Source organism: Bacillus sp. FSL R9-9530 (assembly GCF_038008145.1).
Taxonomy (GTDB): domain Bacteria; phylum Bacillota; class Bacilli; order Bacillales; family Bacillaceae_G; genus Bacillus_A; species Bacillus_A mycoides.
In genome coordinates this window covers 3221746-3237717 of sequence record NZ_JBBOYO010000001.1, presented here as the reverse complement: position 1 = coordinate 3237717, position 15972 = coordinate 3221746, and the positions used below count along the sequence as shown (strand labels likewise).

Below are 15972 nucleotides of genomic sequence, written 5' to 3'. Positions count from 1 at the left end.
AATGGAATATATATGTTACAATAAAGGCAGAGGAGGAACATGAATGGCTGTAAGTAAAATAAAAGTCGCACGTGTTCAGTTAGATTTAACACAACAACAATTAGCAGAAAAAGTAGGCGTCACAAGGCAAACAATTAGTTTAATTGAGAAGGGGAAATACAATCCATCTTTAGATTTATGTTTGAAAATTTGTTATGCAGTAGATAAAACATTGAATGATTTGTTTTGGGAGGAAAAGGAGTGATAGGGTGAAAATCGTGAAAGATGAACGTTTAATGATTGAGGGATTAAAACATATTAGATTGGCTTTCATCTTACAAAATGTCGTCATACTAGGCATTGTTTTTTACCGTTACGTCTTGCAAGGGGCAGGGTATGAAAGTGTTTCGGATTTATTAATGGTATTTATGGGCGGGATAATAGTTATTAACTTTTTAAACTTAAAAAATTCGGTGGAAGTGTATGAGCATACAGGGGGAGTATCTCGTAGTTATTTCATGAAACTATTATTAATTCCAGTAGGGATTGTTATTGGACTGTTAGCTATTTGTATCATTGTAACACCGGATATTTCGATAAAGGAAATTGGTATAATAGGAGTTATTATGTTTGTTTGCTTTTTAATTCCTAGTTTGTTTATATACATATATATGAAAAAAATAAAAAGTGAAAATGAAATATAAGAAAAGCTTTCTGCATATTGCAGAAAGCTTTTCTTATATTTCTTTATACATTACTTTATGTAGTCCTATTGGATCAATCTCGAAGATTTCACCATGCTCATGGAAGCCTAATCGTTTGTAATAATCCACTACGGTAATTCGGGCATTACACCATAGAATATTTGCTTCGCGTTCTTGGAGGACTTGTTCAGCTTTACGGATTAAGGAGCTGCCAGCATGCTGGTTTCGGAAATTAGGTAATGTTGCCATTCCTCGTAGACGATAGTGGGTACCAGCTTGTAAATCAGGATGTATTTCTTTAGAGAAAGAGGCGATACTAACAAGTTCATCATATAAAAATGCACCTAAATGAAAGGCGTCTGTTTCGTAATCTGAATCGTATTTACAATCTTCTAATGATTGATTGGGACGCAAAACCTTTTGACGTAATAAGTATGTTTCAGATGCATCAATATGTTTCACTGTAATCATAATATCATCCTTTCTTATAAGCCTTTTTCTATAAGTTGTAAGAAGAAATATGCGGGTGCAACGAGAAGTCCTAGTATGCTAGCTGTTCCGAGAAGGAGTGAAATTAAGAGACAAAAGTACTTAATTCCATTCGATTTTTTCCATCCATAACTACAAATTTCAATGCTAATACCGATGAGAATAATGGCGACGAGTACTTCTGCTAATAATAAGAGAGCTAAAGTTGAAATAGACATAATGTGATTCATCCCCATAATATGTGATAGTAACATTTTACCATATGAAATTGAAAAAATGCCCCTCATTTATGTGAGGGGCATTTTCTATTCTAATATGTTTTTCATTGTATCAATATGTTCTTTTGAACCCGTTACAAGTAAAGTATCGCCATGCTGTAACTTCGTATCACCATGTGGTATTAATGCTTTATTACCACGGTAAATTTGAATGACAAGTACATCACCTAGAAACGGAAGGCGACGAAGTGCTAAGCCGTTATATTTATTACTTCGTAGTTCAACCTCACGCACCGTTTCATTTGCTGTTGTAATCAAGCGAACGAGACTCGGTTTATCAATAAGTGCACGTAATAAAATACGTGTAGAGTTAATAGTCGAGAATACAGCGATATGTTCTTGAGTCGCTTTTTCTTGTAGAAGGGGATCTTCTACACTTGCAATGACGTGTTCAACACCTAATTCTTTTGCGTGTTCTGCTAATAATAAGTTTTGTTCATCATCACTTGTCGCAACAACAACACGGTCTGCTTCGAAAGCTTGTTGCTCCATTAAAGATTGAATAGTAATCTCATCTAATTTTACAATAGGGAAGTCATGAGATTTCGCTTCCTCATCATTTATTTTATTTTGACGTATCATATATAGTGTTACGTCATAATCCTCACGTTTTAAATCAAGTGATAACGGAAGGGTAATTCTGCTTGCACCAATAATAGATACTTTCGGTTTTGGTGTTTCCACTTTTGGAAACATCTTTTTAAATAATATAGGTGCAAAAATACAAGTAATAACTGCACTTAAAATAAGAGATGCTGATAAACTTGGGCTAATGATGCCTAGCTTTTCACCGATTTGTGCAGCCGCAATAACTAAAGAAAGTGTTGATGTTAACAAAATAGCACTTCCGAGTACGATATTGCGTGGGTACCATTTTCGTAAGACGAGTGATGGCAACAGTTTTGAAATAAAGAGTCCCACAATTAGAATTGGGATCATTAGCATACTAGAAGGCTCGTTAAAAATAGACCATACTTCTAGATTTACACCAACCATTACGAAGAAAATAGGAATGAAGAAGCCATATCCGATGGAATCAAGTTTTTCAACCATATCTTCATTTGGTGATAATAAAGATACGAGTACACCTGCTAAAAAGGCTCCCAAAATATTTTCTGCCCCAACAGATTCAGATAATCCAACTAATATTAAGATGAGTGCAAAAACAGCTCGTGTATCAATTTGTACACTACCGGCTTTTAAGCTTTCTAGGTATGGAATATTTTTAAACCGTCTTGCGACAAAGTAAATTACAATACCAGCACCGAATAGAAGAAGTAGAAGCCACATGCTTTGGCCACTTTCGGAATTTAATCCGACGAATACAGCGAGTAAAATCATTGTAACTAAGTCTGCAATAACAGCGACTAATAAAATGATTTGCCCGATTGCGGTTTTTCCTAAGTTATTTTCTTTCAATGTTGGTACGACAACACCTAAAGAAATAGTTGAAATAATTAAAGTCATGAACATTGCATTGTCTACGAATCCTAGCCATACGAATAGTAATGATAGGGCATAAGATAAAATGAAAATAAACAAGAAGATAATGCTTGCTGCTTGGAATGTGTTCGGTTCGTTTGTCGTATTCTTTTTCCCTTTTTGTTTAAAGATCGAAAAGTCAATTTCTAAACCACTTAAAAACATTAGGAAGATAAACCCTAGTGTTGATAAGACTTGAAGCCACATGTCTGGCTCAATGATGTTAAATCCACTTTTACCTACAAAGATTCCTGCGATAATTTCTGCAACAACGACAGGAAGTGCGTTTAATTTAAAGCGCTGTAACAAAAGGGGAACGAAAAACGCGATTGCGACGACAACCATAAGTGATAGAACAGAAGAATGATGTTCCATTGCGTTCTCTCCCTTCAAATAAATATAGTAACTATTTAGCCATATAATAGGAAGAAAAGCAACGGATATGGTTTCGATTTCATAAAGAAAGAGTTTTCTTAACATTTGTCATAATAAGTATATTTTTCATGATTTTGTTGTTAATTCCGTAATGTGGATGTAATAGGGGAGGGGATAAAGTGAAACTTTAATCAGTGGGGGTCTTACTGCTCGTTAATAGGGGATAAAAAAAGACTGCTGAGGAATCCCAGCAGTCTTTTTCATGCAAATTACATTGAGAAGAAGATCCATACAGTAAGACCAACTGTTGCAGTTGCAACGAAGAAACTGTATATCATTGTAAGAACTTGAATTCTTCCTTCTCCTTCTTTTAAGTGCATGAACATAATTAATTGTAATAACGCTTGCGCAACTGCCATTATGATGATAGTTGTTAATATCGTTGAAAGTGGCAGGTTTGTGTAAAGTGCCACGTATAACGCTAGAAACGTTAGTGCAAGCGATAAAATAAATCCGAAAACGTGTGACCATGGGAATCCGCTATGCCCATGCCCGTTTGCTTGGTTGTTATTTTGACCCATTTACGCCACCATCCCGTTCAAGTAAACTAGTGTGTAAATAAAGACCCAAACAAGATCAAGGAAATGCCAGTATAAGCTGATAATAAATACTTTACGAGCTGTAACTGGTGTTAAACCTCGTTTTAAAATTTGGATAATAACACAAGTTGCCCAGATGATACCACCTGTTACGTGGGCACCATGCGTTCCAAGAAGAACGAAGAATGCCGATAAGAAAGCACTTGTTTGAATCGTTGCACCTTCACCAACGTACAAAATGAATTCTTCAATTTCAAAGAATAGGAAGCCTGCACCTAAAAGTAAAGTCAGGATAAACCAAGCTAACATTCCTTTTTGATTGTGTTTACGCATTTCGTGAATTGCGATCCCACATGTAAAGCTACTTGTTAAAAGTAACAGTGTTTGAATTAAAAGTGTTTTAACTTCAAACAATTGCGCTGGTGTTGGGCCATCAGCCGTACGACCAGCAAGGACTAGATAAGAGGCGAAAAGTGTTGCGAACAGCATAATTTCAGCCCCAAGAAAAATCCAGAATCCTAGGATATTCAATCTGCTTTGCTCGGATTGATATTCCAAAGGTAAGCTTTTATCTAAAGCCGCCATGTCATTTCACCTCTCATGCTATATGTTCTGTTTCTTTAATTTCATCAACGCTTACGTAGTAGCCATCATCATAATCGAATGAACGATAGATTAAGCAACCTAAAATACCAATACCACCGATTGCTGCAATCCAGAACCAGCTAAATACTAATGCAAAACCTGCAAGACCGAAGAATAAAGACGCAATAATAGGCACACCAGAATTACTTGGCATGTGAATTGGTTTTAATTCATCTGCTGTTGGTGTAATTGTTTCTCCACGTTTTTTCATGAACCAGAAAGCATCAGCTTCTTTAATTTCAGGAAGTTTCGCGAAGTTGTAATGTTGTACAGGAGATTGAGTTGCCCATTCAAGTGTACGGCCGTCCCATGGATCTCCAGTTGTGTCACGCTCACCGTGACGTGCACTCCAAATTACGTTATAGCAAAGGATTAGGAAGCCGATAGCCATCATTACAGCACCAACAGATGCGATTTGGTTTAGCCAGCCCCATCCAAGACTTTCAGAGTAAGTGTACATACGACGAGTCATACCGTCTAAACCTAAGAAGTACATTGGGAAGAAACAGATGTTAAATCCGCTCATAAAGATCCAGAATGTCCATTTACCTAGGCGTTCATTTAACATATGACCTGTCATTTTTGGATACCAGTATGTGAATCCAGCAAGCATAGCGAATACTGTACCTGCGATTAATACGTAGTGGAAGTGAGCAATTAGGAAGTAGCTGTTATGGTATTGATAATCAGCTGCTGCCATTCCAAGCATAACCCCTGTAACTCCACCAACTACGAAGTTTGGAATAAATGCCAATGACCAAAGCATTGGAACTGTAAAACGGATACGTCCTTTATACAGTGTAAACAACCAGTTAAAGATCTTAACACCGGTTGGAATCGAAATCGCCATTGTCGAAATCGAGAAGAATGAGTTAACCGCTGGACCTGCACCCATAGTGAAGAAATGGTGAAGCCATACGACGAAACTTAGTAAAGAAATTGCAACCATCGAGTACACCATCGCACTGTAACCGAATAGACGTTTACGTGAGAATGTACTAATGATTTCAGAGAAAATACCGAATGCCGGTAAAATAACAATATATACTTCAGGGTGACCCCATACCCAGAATAGGTTGGCCCATAACATTGGCATACCGCCGCTCGCCATCGTAAAGAAGTGAGCATCGAATAGACGGTCAAATGTCATTAATGCAAGAGCAACTGTTAATACTGGGAAAGCGAAAATAATGATAATTGTTGTAATTAAGATTGACCAAGTAAACATTGGCATTCTCATTAATTTCATACCAGGTGTACGCATTTTTAAGATAGTAACAAGGAAGTTAATACCCGTCATCAGCGTACCGAGACCTGAAATCTGTAATGCAATTGCGTAGTAGTTATTTCCTACACCAGAAGTAAACTCTGTACCTGCCATTGGGAAGTAAGAAGTCCACCCAGCGTCTGGAGAACCACCGATTACGAAAGCGATGTTGAATAACATTGCTCCGACAAAGAATAACCAGAAACTTAAAGCATTTAAGAACGGATATGCAACGTCACGAGCACCAATTTGTAATGGTACTACAAGGTTCATTAATCCCATAACGAATGGCATTGCCATGAAAAGAATCATTACCGTACCATGTGTTGTAAAGATTCCGTTATAGTGTTCAGCGTTTAAATAAGTTGTTTCCGGGAATGTTAACTGGGCACGAATCATTAAACCATCCATACCACCACGGAATAACATTATAACGGCAGAGATAATATACATGGTCCCTATTTTTTTATGGTCAACAGTTGTCAACCACTCATCCCAAAGCCATCTCCATTTTTTGTACTTTGTTAGTACGAAAAGAATCGCTAATGTCACAAGAACGATAGAAGCGTCAGCTCCGTAAATAATCGGGTCACCTGTGACAAAAAATTCATCAAGCTTCACTGTGTTCACTCCAATCTGTTGGAATAATAGCTATTATTTTTTGTTTTTGTAGTAGTTGTAATCACAATATTCAAGTGATTTTGGATCTACATAACTTAAGTGGTGACTAGAGAACGTCATACGCCCCACTACACCAGGTTTAATAATTTCGTTATATTTCTTTTCTGATAATTTAGGGGCAGTTTCTTGTACTTCTTTTACCCACTTATCATATTTCTCTTTAGTTTTTGCCTCAACTTCGAATTCCATGTGAGTAAATCCTTCACCAGAGAAGTTCGAGCTACGACCTAGGTAAGAACCTGGTTTGTCAGCTTGTAAATATAAGTCCATGATCATGCCATCCATTGTATACTTCATACCACCAAGTTCTGGTACCCAGAAAGCATTCATTGGACCTACAGAAGTCAGTTTAAATTGAATTGGTACACCAGCTGGGATGTTTAAATAGTTAACGGTTTCAATTTTTTCCTCCGGGTAACTAAATAACCATTTCCAGTTTGCAGATGTAACATAAATTTCAACTGGTTTAATATGTTTGGACTCTTGCGGAACCTCTTCCGAAGCATAAGTTGCTTTAACTGTTGGAATCGATAATGCGATAACGATAATAACAGGAATAATTGTCCAAATGATTTCTAATAATGTGTTACCATGTTGATCAGGTGGCTCATAGTCCATATTCTCTGGTTTTTCACGATAACGAATCAAGATGACTGTAAACAAGATGAATACAATTGCGATAATTAATGACATAAGCAAGAATGACCAAACAATTAAATCATACTGTGCTTTTGCAACAGGTCCTTGCGGATTTAATACTGCGAGTTTTTTATCACAGCCACCGAGGAACAGAAGTAATGATAACGGAAGAAGCGAAGCCAACTTCCAAAATGCTTTCTTTAGTTGCACGATTGAAAATCTCCTTTCTCCTTGGATTGAAACTATGCCAATAAAACAATATAAACCTATTAATTTATAGATGGCAATAGTTTTTGTTATATTGTTAAAAAATAGACACAAATGCACGCTTTTTAAGGTGAATATCATTTGTAACTTGATAACATTGTAAACTATTTTCCAGATAAAAACGTGATTGTGGGAATTTTAAGATAAATAAAGTTATACCAACATACCCAATAAATAGAAAAAAATTATCTTATCATAAGGAAAAATACTGAATTTTTAATATATTCAGTTTGTTACCTGGGTTATATTTCTTTTTTGCTCAAATGTGACAACTTTCCGAAACTTTAACTCGGTATAAAATGTAATAAATGATCATAAATGGAACCCAGCAATAAAGAGCAATTCTCTGATCTGGAATGAAAGCTAAACTAACAAATGTAAGGAAATTGAGTGAGAAAGCTACGATTGGAACTATTGGATAAAGTGGTGTGCGGTATTTTAATTCTGCTTGTTCTACTTGTTGATTCATATGTCCCTCCCCCCATATTTTTTTGTATGTTTTAACTAGATTTTATTCGGTGCTTTTAATCATTAGTGGGGGTGAAAAACATACTTGGTTTATTTTGTTGTGAACTGAGTATGTAAAGGAAAAACTAACTATGACTAAATACCTTAGAATGTTTATTAACCTAGTGAAGGAAACGTGGTTTTTTCACTGGGTTAATAATTTTGTTTTTTAGTAAAAAGTTCCGAAAAATTATAATTTTTTCTTTCTATTTCAAACAATCGGAATTTTAAAAAAGGTATTTGTGAATAATAATTCACAGAATCTTTCTAGCAAACTAGTAAGAAGAAAGGTACAATGATAGGAGTTGTGCCTTTAAAATAATTGATATAATGGAGTTTGGTTTATGATGAAAAAGTTAAAATATATTTTTATTTTCGGTATTATATTTGCTGTCGTGTTCTTTTTCGAGAAAGATAAAATTATGAAAAAGGCACAAGAATTTCGGTTAGACCTGTTCTCTGAGATGAAAGAAAGTGCAATGATTACAGAGGTTCCGTTTATTAGACAGTTACCTGAATTACCTAGAGGTTGTGAAGTGACAAGTTTAACTATGCTACTACAACATAAAGGTGTACAAGTAGATAAGATGCAACTTGCTAGTGAAATTCATCGCGTTCCATTTAAACAAGATGGTTTGCATGGAAATCCGTATGAGGGATTCGTTGGAAATATTTACACGAAAGCTGAGCCGGGATACGGTGTATATAATCAACCGATTTTTAATTTAGCAGAAAAGTATGTTCCTGAAAAAGTAATTAATTTAACAGGTAGAGACGTGCAAGATCTATATAAAGTAATTAGTTCTGGTTCTCCAGTATGGGTAATTATTAATACAACGTTTAAACCATTAGCCGAAAGTAGTTTTGAAACATGGAATACGAGTTCAGGTAAAGTGAAAATTACATATTATGAGCATAGTGTTGTAGTAATTGGATATGATCAAAACTTTGTATACGTAAATGATCCTCTTGCAAACAATCCACGAAAAGCTGTTCCTCGTGCTGAATTTGAAAAGGCATGGGAGCAAATGGGGAAACAAGCAATTACTATTTTATAAAATGAAAAGTCATCTTGAGATGGCTTTTTCTTTTTGAATATTCATTATAGAAAATTCTGAAAATTCTTTCAGAAGTTAACGATTCACGCTATAATAACATTTAACTTGGTAAAGAAGGGGAGAAGAGAAATGGATGTCGCAAAGGAACTTGTTTTATCAAAGAATCAGTTGATTGAGTGGAGAAGGCATTTTCATAAGTATCCAGAGTTATCTTTTCAAGAGGAAAAAACATCTCAATTTGTATTCGACATACTTCGGGAAATCCCATATTTAGAAGTCTCAAGGCCTACTAAATATAGTGTAATGGCAAGGTTAATTGGTAGGCAGCCTGGTAAAACTATCGCGGTTCGTGCTGATATGGATGCTCTTCCTATTCATGAAGAAAATAAGTTTGATTTTATTTCTATATATCCAGGTGTGATGCATGCGTGTGGTCACGACGGTCACATGGCAATATTGCTTGGTGTAGTACATAAGTTGGTAGAGGAAAGAGAGAAAGTTAAAGGAGAGATTCGCTTTTTATTTCAACATGCAGAAGAAAACTTTCCGGGCGGTGCAGAGGAAATGGTCGCAGCGGGAGTGATGACTGGTGTGGATTACATTATTGGTGCTCATCTTTGGGCGTCATTAGAGGTTGGAAAAGTAGGTGTAATTTATGGTCCTGCGATGGCGGCGCCGGACGTTTTTAAAATTACGATAGAGGGAAAAGGTGGGCATGCTGGAATTCCGCATGAAACAGTTGATAGTATCGCCATTGGTGCGCAAGTAGTTTCGCAAATTCAGCAAATTGTATCTCGCCTCACGAATCCGTTAGATTCTCTCGTAGTATCTGTTACGCAATTTCATTCTGGGACAACTCATAATGTTATCCCGGAACAAGCGGAGATTGAAGGGACAGTGAGAAGTTTAAGGCATGAATTAAGAGAAGAAACAAAGAAGAAGCTTGAAAGGATTGTAAAACATATTACAGAATCCTACGATGCTAAGTATACATTTTCTTATGAATATGGATATCGCCCAGTTGTGAACGATTATGAAGTTACAGAGCTTATTGAACATACAGCATTACAGCTGTATGGAAGAGAAAGAGTTGTTCGTTTACAGCCAACGATGGCAGGGGAAGATTTTTCAGCATTTTTACAAAAGGCACCAGGGACGTTCTTTTTTATAGGGGCAGGAAATGAAGAGAAGGGAATTATATATCCGCATCATCACCCTCGTTTTACAATTGACGAAGACGCATTACCAATTGGAGTGGAAGTCTTTGTATCATCTATTATGAATTTTATAAGTAAAGGAGAATGAGATGAAAAAAATACACGTGCTAGCACTTATTCCAGTTCTTTGTTTAGTAGTTGGACCAGTATTTGCAAATTCGGTCACTCCTTACGTATGGGGGATGCCATTTTTATTATTTTGGGTACTATTATCAGTGCTCATTACGTCTCTTTGTATGGGGCTTGTGTACGTATTCGATCCTGCTAATAAGGGGGACGTAAAATGACTGCATTATTTATCATTATTATATTTTTGTTTCTCGCACTATTTTTAGGAATTCGGGCACAACATGGAAAAGATATGAATTTAGAACAATGGTCAGTTGGAGGAAGAGGATTTGGAACCATTTTCGTTTTTCTCCTTATGGCAGGGGAAATTTATACGACGTTCACATTTTTAGGAGGAAGTGGCTGGGCTTATAGTAAAGGAGCCCCTACATTTTATATTTTAGGGTATGGTGCATTAGCTTATATTTTATCGTATTTCTTATTGCCTCCAATTTGGAAGTATGCAAAAGAACATAACCTCATTTCACAATCAGATTTCTTTGCGAAGAAATATAGGAGTAAGACGCTTGGGGTAATTGTTTCAATTATTGGTGTTATTTCGATTATCCCGTATCTTGTTTTGCAATTAAAGGGATTAGGAATTATCGTTTCGGAAGCTTCCTATGGAAGAGTGACACCTGTTATTGCGGTATGGATTGGTGCTATTGTTATAACCATTTATGTAATGGTTTCAGGTATACATGGATCGGCTTGGACAGCTGCTTTGAAGGACATTATGATACTATTTATCGTTATGTTTTTAGGTATATATTTACCGTATCACTATTACGGAGGATTTCAACCGATGTTTGAAGCTGTAGAAGCTGCAAAACCAGGTTTTTTATCTTTACCTGAAAAGGGAATGAGTATTTCTTGGTTTGTTTCTACTATTATATTAACGGCTCTCGGTTTTTATATGTGGCCTCATACATTTGCCTCAGCTTTCTCAGCGAAAAGTGAAAAAGTATTTAGGAAAAATGCAGCAATTATGCCTCTCTATTCTTTAGTTTTGCTTTTTGTGTTCTTTGCAGGTTTTGCTGCTATATTGCAAGTTCCAGGGTTAAAGGGAGCGGATGTAGACCTTTCATTATTCCGTCTTGCTCTTCAAACTTTTGATCCATGGTTTATTGGGATTATTGGTAGTGCGGGGGTATTAACAGCACTAGTTCCCGGTTCCATGCTTGTTATGGCCGCTTCTACATTATTAGCAAAAAATATTTACCGAACAATGGTGCCATCTGCTTCAGATAGACAAGTTGCAAAAGTAGCTAAGTTATTTGTACCTGTTGTAACGCTTGTTGCAGTATTGTTTACATTTAAAGGGGGAGAAACGATAGGTGCTCTTCTTTTAATGGGATACAGTATAGTTACGCAACTTTTCCCTGCACTTGTATGTAGTTTGTTTCCACGTCAAATTATTACGAAGCAAGGAGCGATTGCAAGAATGGGGATTGGGTTGTTAATTGTCGCATATATTACCTTATCTGGTTCAACTATAGCTACGATGTTTCCAAGTTTTCCGCAATATATAAAAGATTTAAATGTAGGTATAGTCGCATTGTTAATGAATATGATTGTGATGTTTATCGTTAGTGGATTCACAAGAAATGTATCTGTAAAGACCGACAATATAATAGTAGAAAAGTAATTCGTATGTTAGAGCTATCTTCGAAAAGAGATAGCTCTTTTTTGTATATATTTTCTTCTATTAGCGGAATCTAACTAAAAACTTGTTGAAAAGGAAGTTAGGTGGGGAAATTGTTAGAGCTAAAAGGTAACTTGTTTGAAGTTATGAAGGAAATTAGAGATGAGTTAGGTTCACCTAATGATTTAACAATTAGAGAAGTTGCTCTTGCTGGTAGTTTTACACGTTGTGCGGTTGTTTTCTTATGTGGATTGACAGATAAGGATAATGTTTATAAATATGTAGTTCGTACACTTCAATATGAAGAAATACCAAATGAAGCAGCTGTGGTTCAGATATTATTGGATCGTTTTATTTCTATTGCAGAAGTCGGTATGAAGACGACTTTTCCAGATATTATAAATGCGGTTTTAGCAGGAGATACAGTCATATTAATTGATAATATTCAAACGGCTATTGTTGTTAATAGTAGAGCTTGGGAAAAAAGAAGTCTAGAGCCTCCAGTGACAGAAGATTTAATACGTGGACCGAGAGTTGGATTAAATGAAGATATTAATGTGAACAAAATGTTAATTCGTCGTGGTTTACGTGATCCGAAGTTACGGTTTCAATCTTATATTATGGGGAAGCGATCGCAGAAAGAAGTAACCCTAGTATATATAGAGGATATTATTAACCCTTACATCGTAAACGAGCTAGATCGGCGTCTTCAATCAATAGTGACAGATGTCATTTTTGAGACAGGAACGATTGAACAATTAATTCAAGATAATAATTTATCGCCGTTTCCGCAGTTTTTAAATACAGAAAGACCAGATAATATAGTGGCTGCATTGGCGAAAGGGAAAGCGGCCATTTTAGTAGATGGGTCACCATTTGCTCTTATAGCTCCACTAGTGTTTGTTGATATTTTTCAATCTGTAGAAGATCATTATGAGCGTTGGGTAATTGGAACGTTATTAAGAATATTACGTATGGGATCAGGTATCGCTGCTGTTTTATTACCTGCCATGTACGTAGCGCTTGTATCGTATCATCAAGGGCTTATTCCATCTAAACTAGCTTATTCCATTGCGGGAGCGAGAGAAGGGGTACCGTTTCCTGCTTATATAGAAACGTTAATGATGGCATTAACGATGGAATTAATACGAGAAGCCGGGATTAGGCTTCCGAAACCGATGGGACAAACAATTGGCATCGTAGGCGGTCTTGTAATTGGAGAAGCGGCAGTAAATGCGGGGATTGTAAATCCGTTTTTAGTAATTATTATTGCGGTTACCGCAATTGCTACATTTTCACTTCCTGTATATAGTATTACGATTACATTTCGAATTTTACTTTTCGTCTTCGTGTTAGCTGCAACTGCTTTTGGGTTATACGGAATCATTTTAGCTCTTATTGCACTGGCGATCCATATTACAAATTTAAAGAGTGTTGGGGTACCGTATACAACACCTATTGCTCCTGCTTTTTATAAAGATTGGGAAGAAGAATTGGTTCGCCTACCAAAATCAATGTTAAAAGAGAGACCAGAATATTTACAAACGAAAGACTCTACACTACGTCCAAAGGAGCGAGAGTAATTGAAACCATTTGAATATGGGGATGAAGAAATTGGATCTCGGGAACTTGGTTTTGCGGTATCGTCAACAATTATCGGTATAGGTGCATTATCTATGCCTCGAGATATTGCTGACCAAACTTTATTTTCGGATGGTTGGATTATTTTGCTTTTGGGTGGATTGATATGTGCGGTTTTAGGTTGGTTTGTAACGAGGATAGCTATTTTATTCCCAAAACAAAACTTTGTTCAATATACAAGTGCACATTTGACGAAGCCTGTTGCATACACAATTAGTAGCATTTTAGTATTAACATTTGCAGCTTTGACAGCATATGAATCGCGAATGATTGCGGTTATTTCACAAACATATTTATTTAGTGATACACCAATACAGCTATTGTCTTTCTTCTTCTTATTAGTTGTTATTTATGGAGTAGCAGGATCGAGAGCGGCTTTAGTAAGGTTAAATGTTCTATTCTTACCTATCGTGTTCATTGCGATAGTGTTGCTTTCTTTATTGAATGTGAATTTAATGGAAATAAACAATTTACTACCAGCTTTTCAAACGAACGCAAGTCAATATGCTGTAGGAGTTAAAAATTCTATTTTCACATTTATCGGATTTGAGGTAGCTCTGTTTTATGCTGTGATGTTGAACGATAAGACAGCGAAAAAAGCGCCAATGGCAGTTGCAAAAGCAGTGATGGTAAATGTGCTGTCATACATTTTAATTTATGTAACTTGTATTAGCGTTTTTTCGTATATGACAACCCGTGGATTGACGTATCCAACAATTGAATTGGGTAAAGAAATTGAAATTGGTGGAGGTTTTTTAGAAAGATTTGATGCCATTTTTTTTACTACTTGGATTATTACTATTTATAACACTACAGCAATGTATTATGACGTCGCATCTTTATTATTTTGTGCTATGTTTCCGAAAGTGAAGAAACATATTTTCATTTTTGTAAGTGCCCCGATTATTTTTATGGCGAATATGATACCTAGTAATTTGAAAAATTTGTCAATTTATGGGACTTATTTAGCTTGGATAGATATGGGGTTTGTCGTGCTAGCGCCTTTGTTAGTTTTTATTGTATATAAAATAAAAAGAAGGAATGGTAGAAATGAAACACCTTCTTAAAATTATAATGGTTATGGTTTTAGCTGGATCTATAAGTGGGTGCTCTGAGCTAGAAGAAATAGAAGAAAGAGGATTTGTAGTAGGCGCAGCTTACGATATTGTGAAGGAAAAGAAATCGAATCCAATTATGAAAGGGACGTATCAGATGGTACTTCCCAGTAAGTTAGCGCAACAAGGTGGCCAAGGCGGTGGAGATAGTGAAAATTATATTAATGTTAGTGCGAAAGCAGATAGTGTCTTTGAGCAAATACGAATTATTGCTAAAAAAATTAGTCGCTCACTATTCTTTCCACATATACAAGTGATAATTTTTTCTAAAGATTTACTAGCGAATCCATATGTTTTACAAAATACGTTAGATGTATATATTCGTGATCACGAGATGAGAAGAAATATTCGTTTGTTCGTTTCTAAGAAAAATGCAGAAGCTATTTTAAAGCAGAGTGCCAAGCCTGAGAACTTACCGGCACAGTATATTGATATGTTAGCTGAGCATCCTCCGAAAAATGCTCAAATGATTGAAGCTGCAAGAATTGGTGAGGTACAGCAAAAAATGATTGCTAACCAAAGTTTCGTATTACCTATTCTCGAACTAACAAAGCAGGGGGTACAAATGAACGGGGCAGCGTTGTTTCGTGGAAAAGATAATAAGTGTGTAGGCAGTTTGAATGGAGAAGAAACATTAGGAATGAATTATGTAATAGGTAAAAAAATTGGAGGGTTCTATACTATCCGTAAACAAGGTCAGCTTGTTACATACGAAATTCATAAGATGCACCGAAAGATTAAAGTATCTACGGAAAATGCTAAAAAACCGAAGTTTGATATCCATTTATCTTTGGAAGGGACCTTAGCAGAGTTGCATTTTAGTGATCATAAACAAATTATGAATGAAAAGCGATTAAAGAAAACCATTGCGGAGGAAATGGAGAAGCGTATCCAAAAATCGATTAAGCTTGTTCAAACAAAATATAAGGTAGATGTATTAGCGTTAGGAGAAGTATATAAGCGGCATAATTATAAAGAATGGAAGAAGATAGATAAAAATTGGGATCAAGGTGAAAATTATTTTAGTAATGCTGAGGTTACTGTTCATGTTCATCCGACAATTGAGCATTCAGGTTCAGCTTTACCGAAGAGAGTGAAATAAGGTGATTTAAGTTGTTTACTGGACTAGGAATTAGTTGCACGATATTAATGGCGATTCTTCCGGGAGCCATATACTCCATTCATAAAAAAATCACAACGTATGGAGCTCAGCCGTGGAAAGAAAAAAAGAAACCTGAATAATTTCAGGTTTCTTTCGTGCAAAGCATATGTGAAG

The 15972-nt window shown here is 36.0% G+C and carries 16 protein-coding genes and 1 pseudogene; 9 read left to right on the top strand and 8 right to left on the bottom strand.

Features of this window, described 5'->3' with window-relative positions:
- The first annotated feature begins 43 nt into the window (after nucleotides 1-43).
- Both MKX66_RS16355 and MKX66_RS16350 read left to right on the top strand, forming a co-directional pair.
- Nucleotides 44-244 carry a helix-turn-helix transcriptional regulator gene (locus MKX66_RS16355; RefSeq protein ID WP_000301182.1) on the top strand — a complete coding sequence of 67 codons (201 nt, stop codon included), beginning with the start codon at nucleotides 44-46 and terminating at the stop codon, nucleotides 242-244.
- A gap of 4 nt (nucleotides 245-248) precedes the next feature.
- On the top strand, nucleotides 249-683 hold the full coding sequence (locus MKX66_RS16350) for a hypothetical protein (protein ID WP_016121469.1): 435 nt from the start codon (nucleotides 249-251) through the stop codon (nucleotides 681-683).
- A gap of 33 nt (nucleotides 684-716) precedes the next feature.
- Here the strand turns inward: MKX66_RS16350 and MKX66_RS16345 are convergent, their stop codons facing one another.
- From MKX66_RS16345 to MKX66_RS16310, 8 genes and pseudogenes are all read right to left on the bottom strand, one after another.
- Nucleotides 717-1154 (bottom strand): GNAT family N-acetyltransferase, encoded by a 438-nt coding sequence (locus MKX66_RS16345; RefSeq protein ID WP_341086721.1) that lies wholly within the window; start codon nucleotides 1152-1154, stop codon nucleotides 717-719.
- A gap of 14 nt (nucleotides 1155-1168) precedes the next feature.
- A complete protein-coding gene (locus MKX66_RS16340) occupies nucleotides 1169-1459 on the bottom strand; it encodes a DUF4022 family protein (protein WP_002090894.1) in 291 nt (96 codons plus the stop codon).
- A gap of 18 nt (nucleotides 1460-1477) precedes the next feature.
- Complete coding sequence (locus MKX66_RS16335) at nucleotides 1478-3307, bottom strand: monovalent cation:proton antiporter family protein (RefSeq protein WP_016093315.1); 1830 nt, start codon at nucleotides 3305-3307, stop codon at nucleotides 1478-1480.
- A gap of 269 nt (nucleotides 3308-3576) precedes the next feature.
- A complete protein-coding gene (gene qoxD, locus MKX66_RS16330) occupies nucleotides 3577-3888 on the bottom strand; it encodes a cytochrome aa3 quinol oxidase subunit IV (RefSeq protein WP_002029843.1) in 312 nt (103 codons plus the stop codon).
- Complete coding sequence (gene qoxC, locus MKX66_RS16325) at nucleotides 3889-4491, bottom strand: cytochrome aa3 quinol oxidase subunit III (protein ID WP_002029841.1); 603 nt, start codon at nucleotides 4489-4491, stop codon at nucleotides 3889-3891.
- 13 nt (nucleotides 4492-4504) lie between these two features.
- Nucleotides 4505-6439 carry a cytochrome aa3 quinol oxidase subunit I gene (qoxB, locus tag MKX66_RS16320; RefSeq protein ID WP_002063826.1) on the bottom strand — a complete coding sequence of 645 codons (1935 nt, stop codon included), beginning with the start codon at nucleotides 6437-6439 and terminating at the stop codon, nucleotides 4505-4507.
- Between the two features lie 33 nt (nucleotides 6440-6472).
- On the bottom strand, nucleotides 6473-7348 hold the full coding sequence (locus MKX66_RS16315; protein WP_002010605.1) for a cytochrome aa3 quinol oxidase subunit II: 876 nt from the start codon (nucleotides 7346-7348) through the stop codon (nucleotides 6473-6475).
- Between the two features lie 282 nt (nucleotides 7349-7630).
- Nucleotides 7631-7850, bottom strand: a pseudogene (locus MKX66_RS16310) (amino acid permease); the annotation flags it as partial.
- Nucleotides 7851-8259: 409 nt separating this feature from the next.
- On the opposite strand from MKX66_RS16310, the gene MKX66_RS16305 reads away from it, so the two are divergent.
- The 7 genes from MKX66_RS16305 to MKX66_RS16275 all read left to right on the top strand — a co-directional run bounded on the left by MKX66_RS16305 (nucleotide 8260) and on the right by MKX66_RS16275 (nucleotide 15798).
- Nucleotides 8260-8970 carry a C39 family peptidase gene (locus tag MKX66_RS16305; protein ID WP_033708232.1) on the top strand — a complete coding sequence of 237 codons (711 nt, stop codon included), beginning with the start codon at nucleotides 8260-8262 and terminating at the stop codon, nucleotides 8968-8970.
- A 129-nt stretch (nucleotides 8971-9099) separates the two neighbouring features.
- Nucleotides 9100-10275: an amidohydrolase gene (locus tag MKX66_RS16300; RefSeq protein WP_326997146.1), complete on the top strand. Its 1176-nt coding sequence runs from the start codon at nucleotides 9100-9102 to the stop codon at nucleotides 10273-10275.
- 1 nt (nucleotide 10276) lies between these two features.
- Nucleotides 10277-10474, top strand: a complete 198-nt coding sequence (locus MKX66_RS16295) for a DUF3311 domain-containing protein (protein WP_002029838.1) — start codon at nucleotides 10277-10279, stop codon at nucleotides 10472-10474.
- Entirely contained in the window at nucleotides 10471-11943 is a 1473-nt protein-coding gene (locus MKX66_RS16290) for a sodium:solute symporter family protein (protein WP_341086718.1), read from the top strand. Before MKX66_RS16295 ends, MKX66_RS16290 begins: the two co-directional genes overlap by 4 nt.
- 101 nt (nucleotides 11944-12044) lie before the next feature.
- Nucleotides 12045-13523, top strand: coding sequence for a spore germination protein GerLA (gene gerLA, locus MKX66_RS16285; protein ID WP_080019353.1), 1479 nt, complete (start codon nucleotides 12045-12047; stop codon nucleotides 13521-13523).
- Nucleotides 13524-14648, top strand: coding sequence for an endospore germination permease (locus MKX66_RS16280; RefSeq protein ID WP_341086716.1), 1125 nt, complete (start codon nucleotides 13524-13526; stop codon nucleotides 14646-14648). It abuts the gene before it with no gap.
- Nucleotides 14632-15798 (top strand): Ger(x)C family spore germination protein, encoded by a 1167-nt coding sequence (locus MKX66_RS16275; protein WP_341087654.1) that lies wholly within the window; start codon nucleotides 14632-14634, stop codon nucleotides 15796-15798. Before MKX66_RS16280 ends, MKX66_RS16275 begins: the two co-directional genes overlap by 17 nt.
- The last annotated feature ends 174 nt before the right edge of the window (nucleotides 15799-15972 follow it).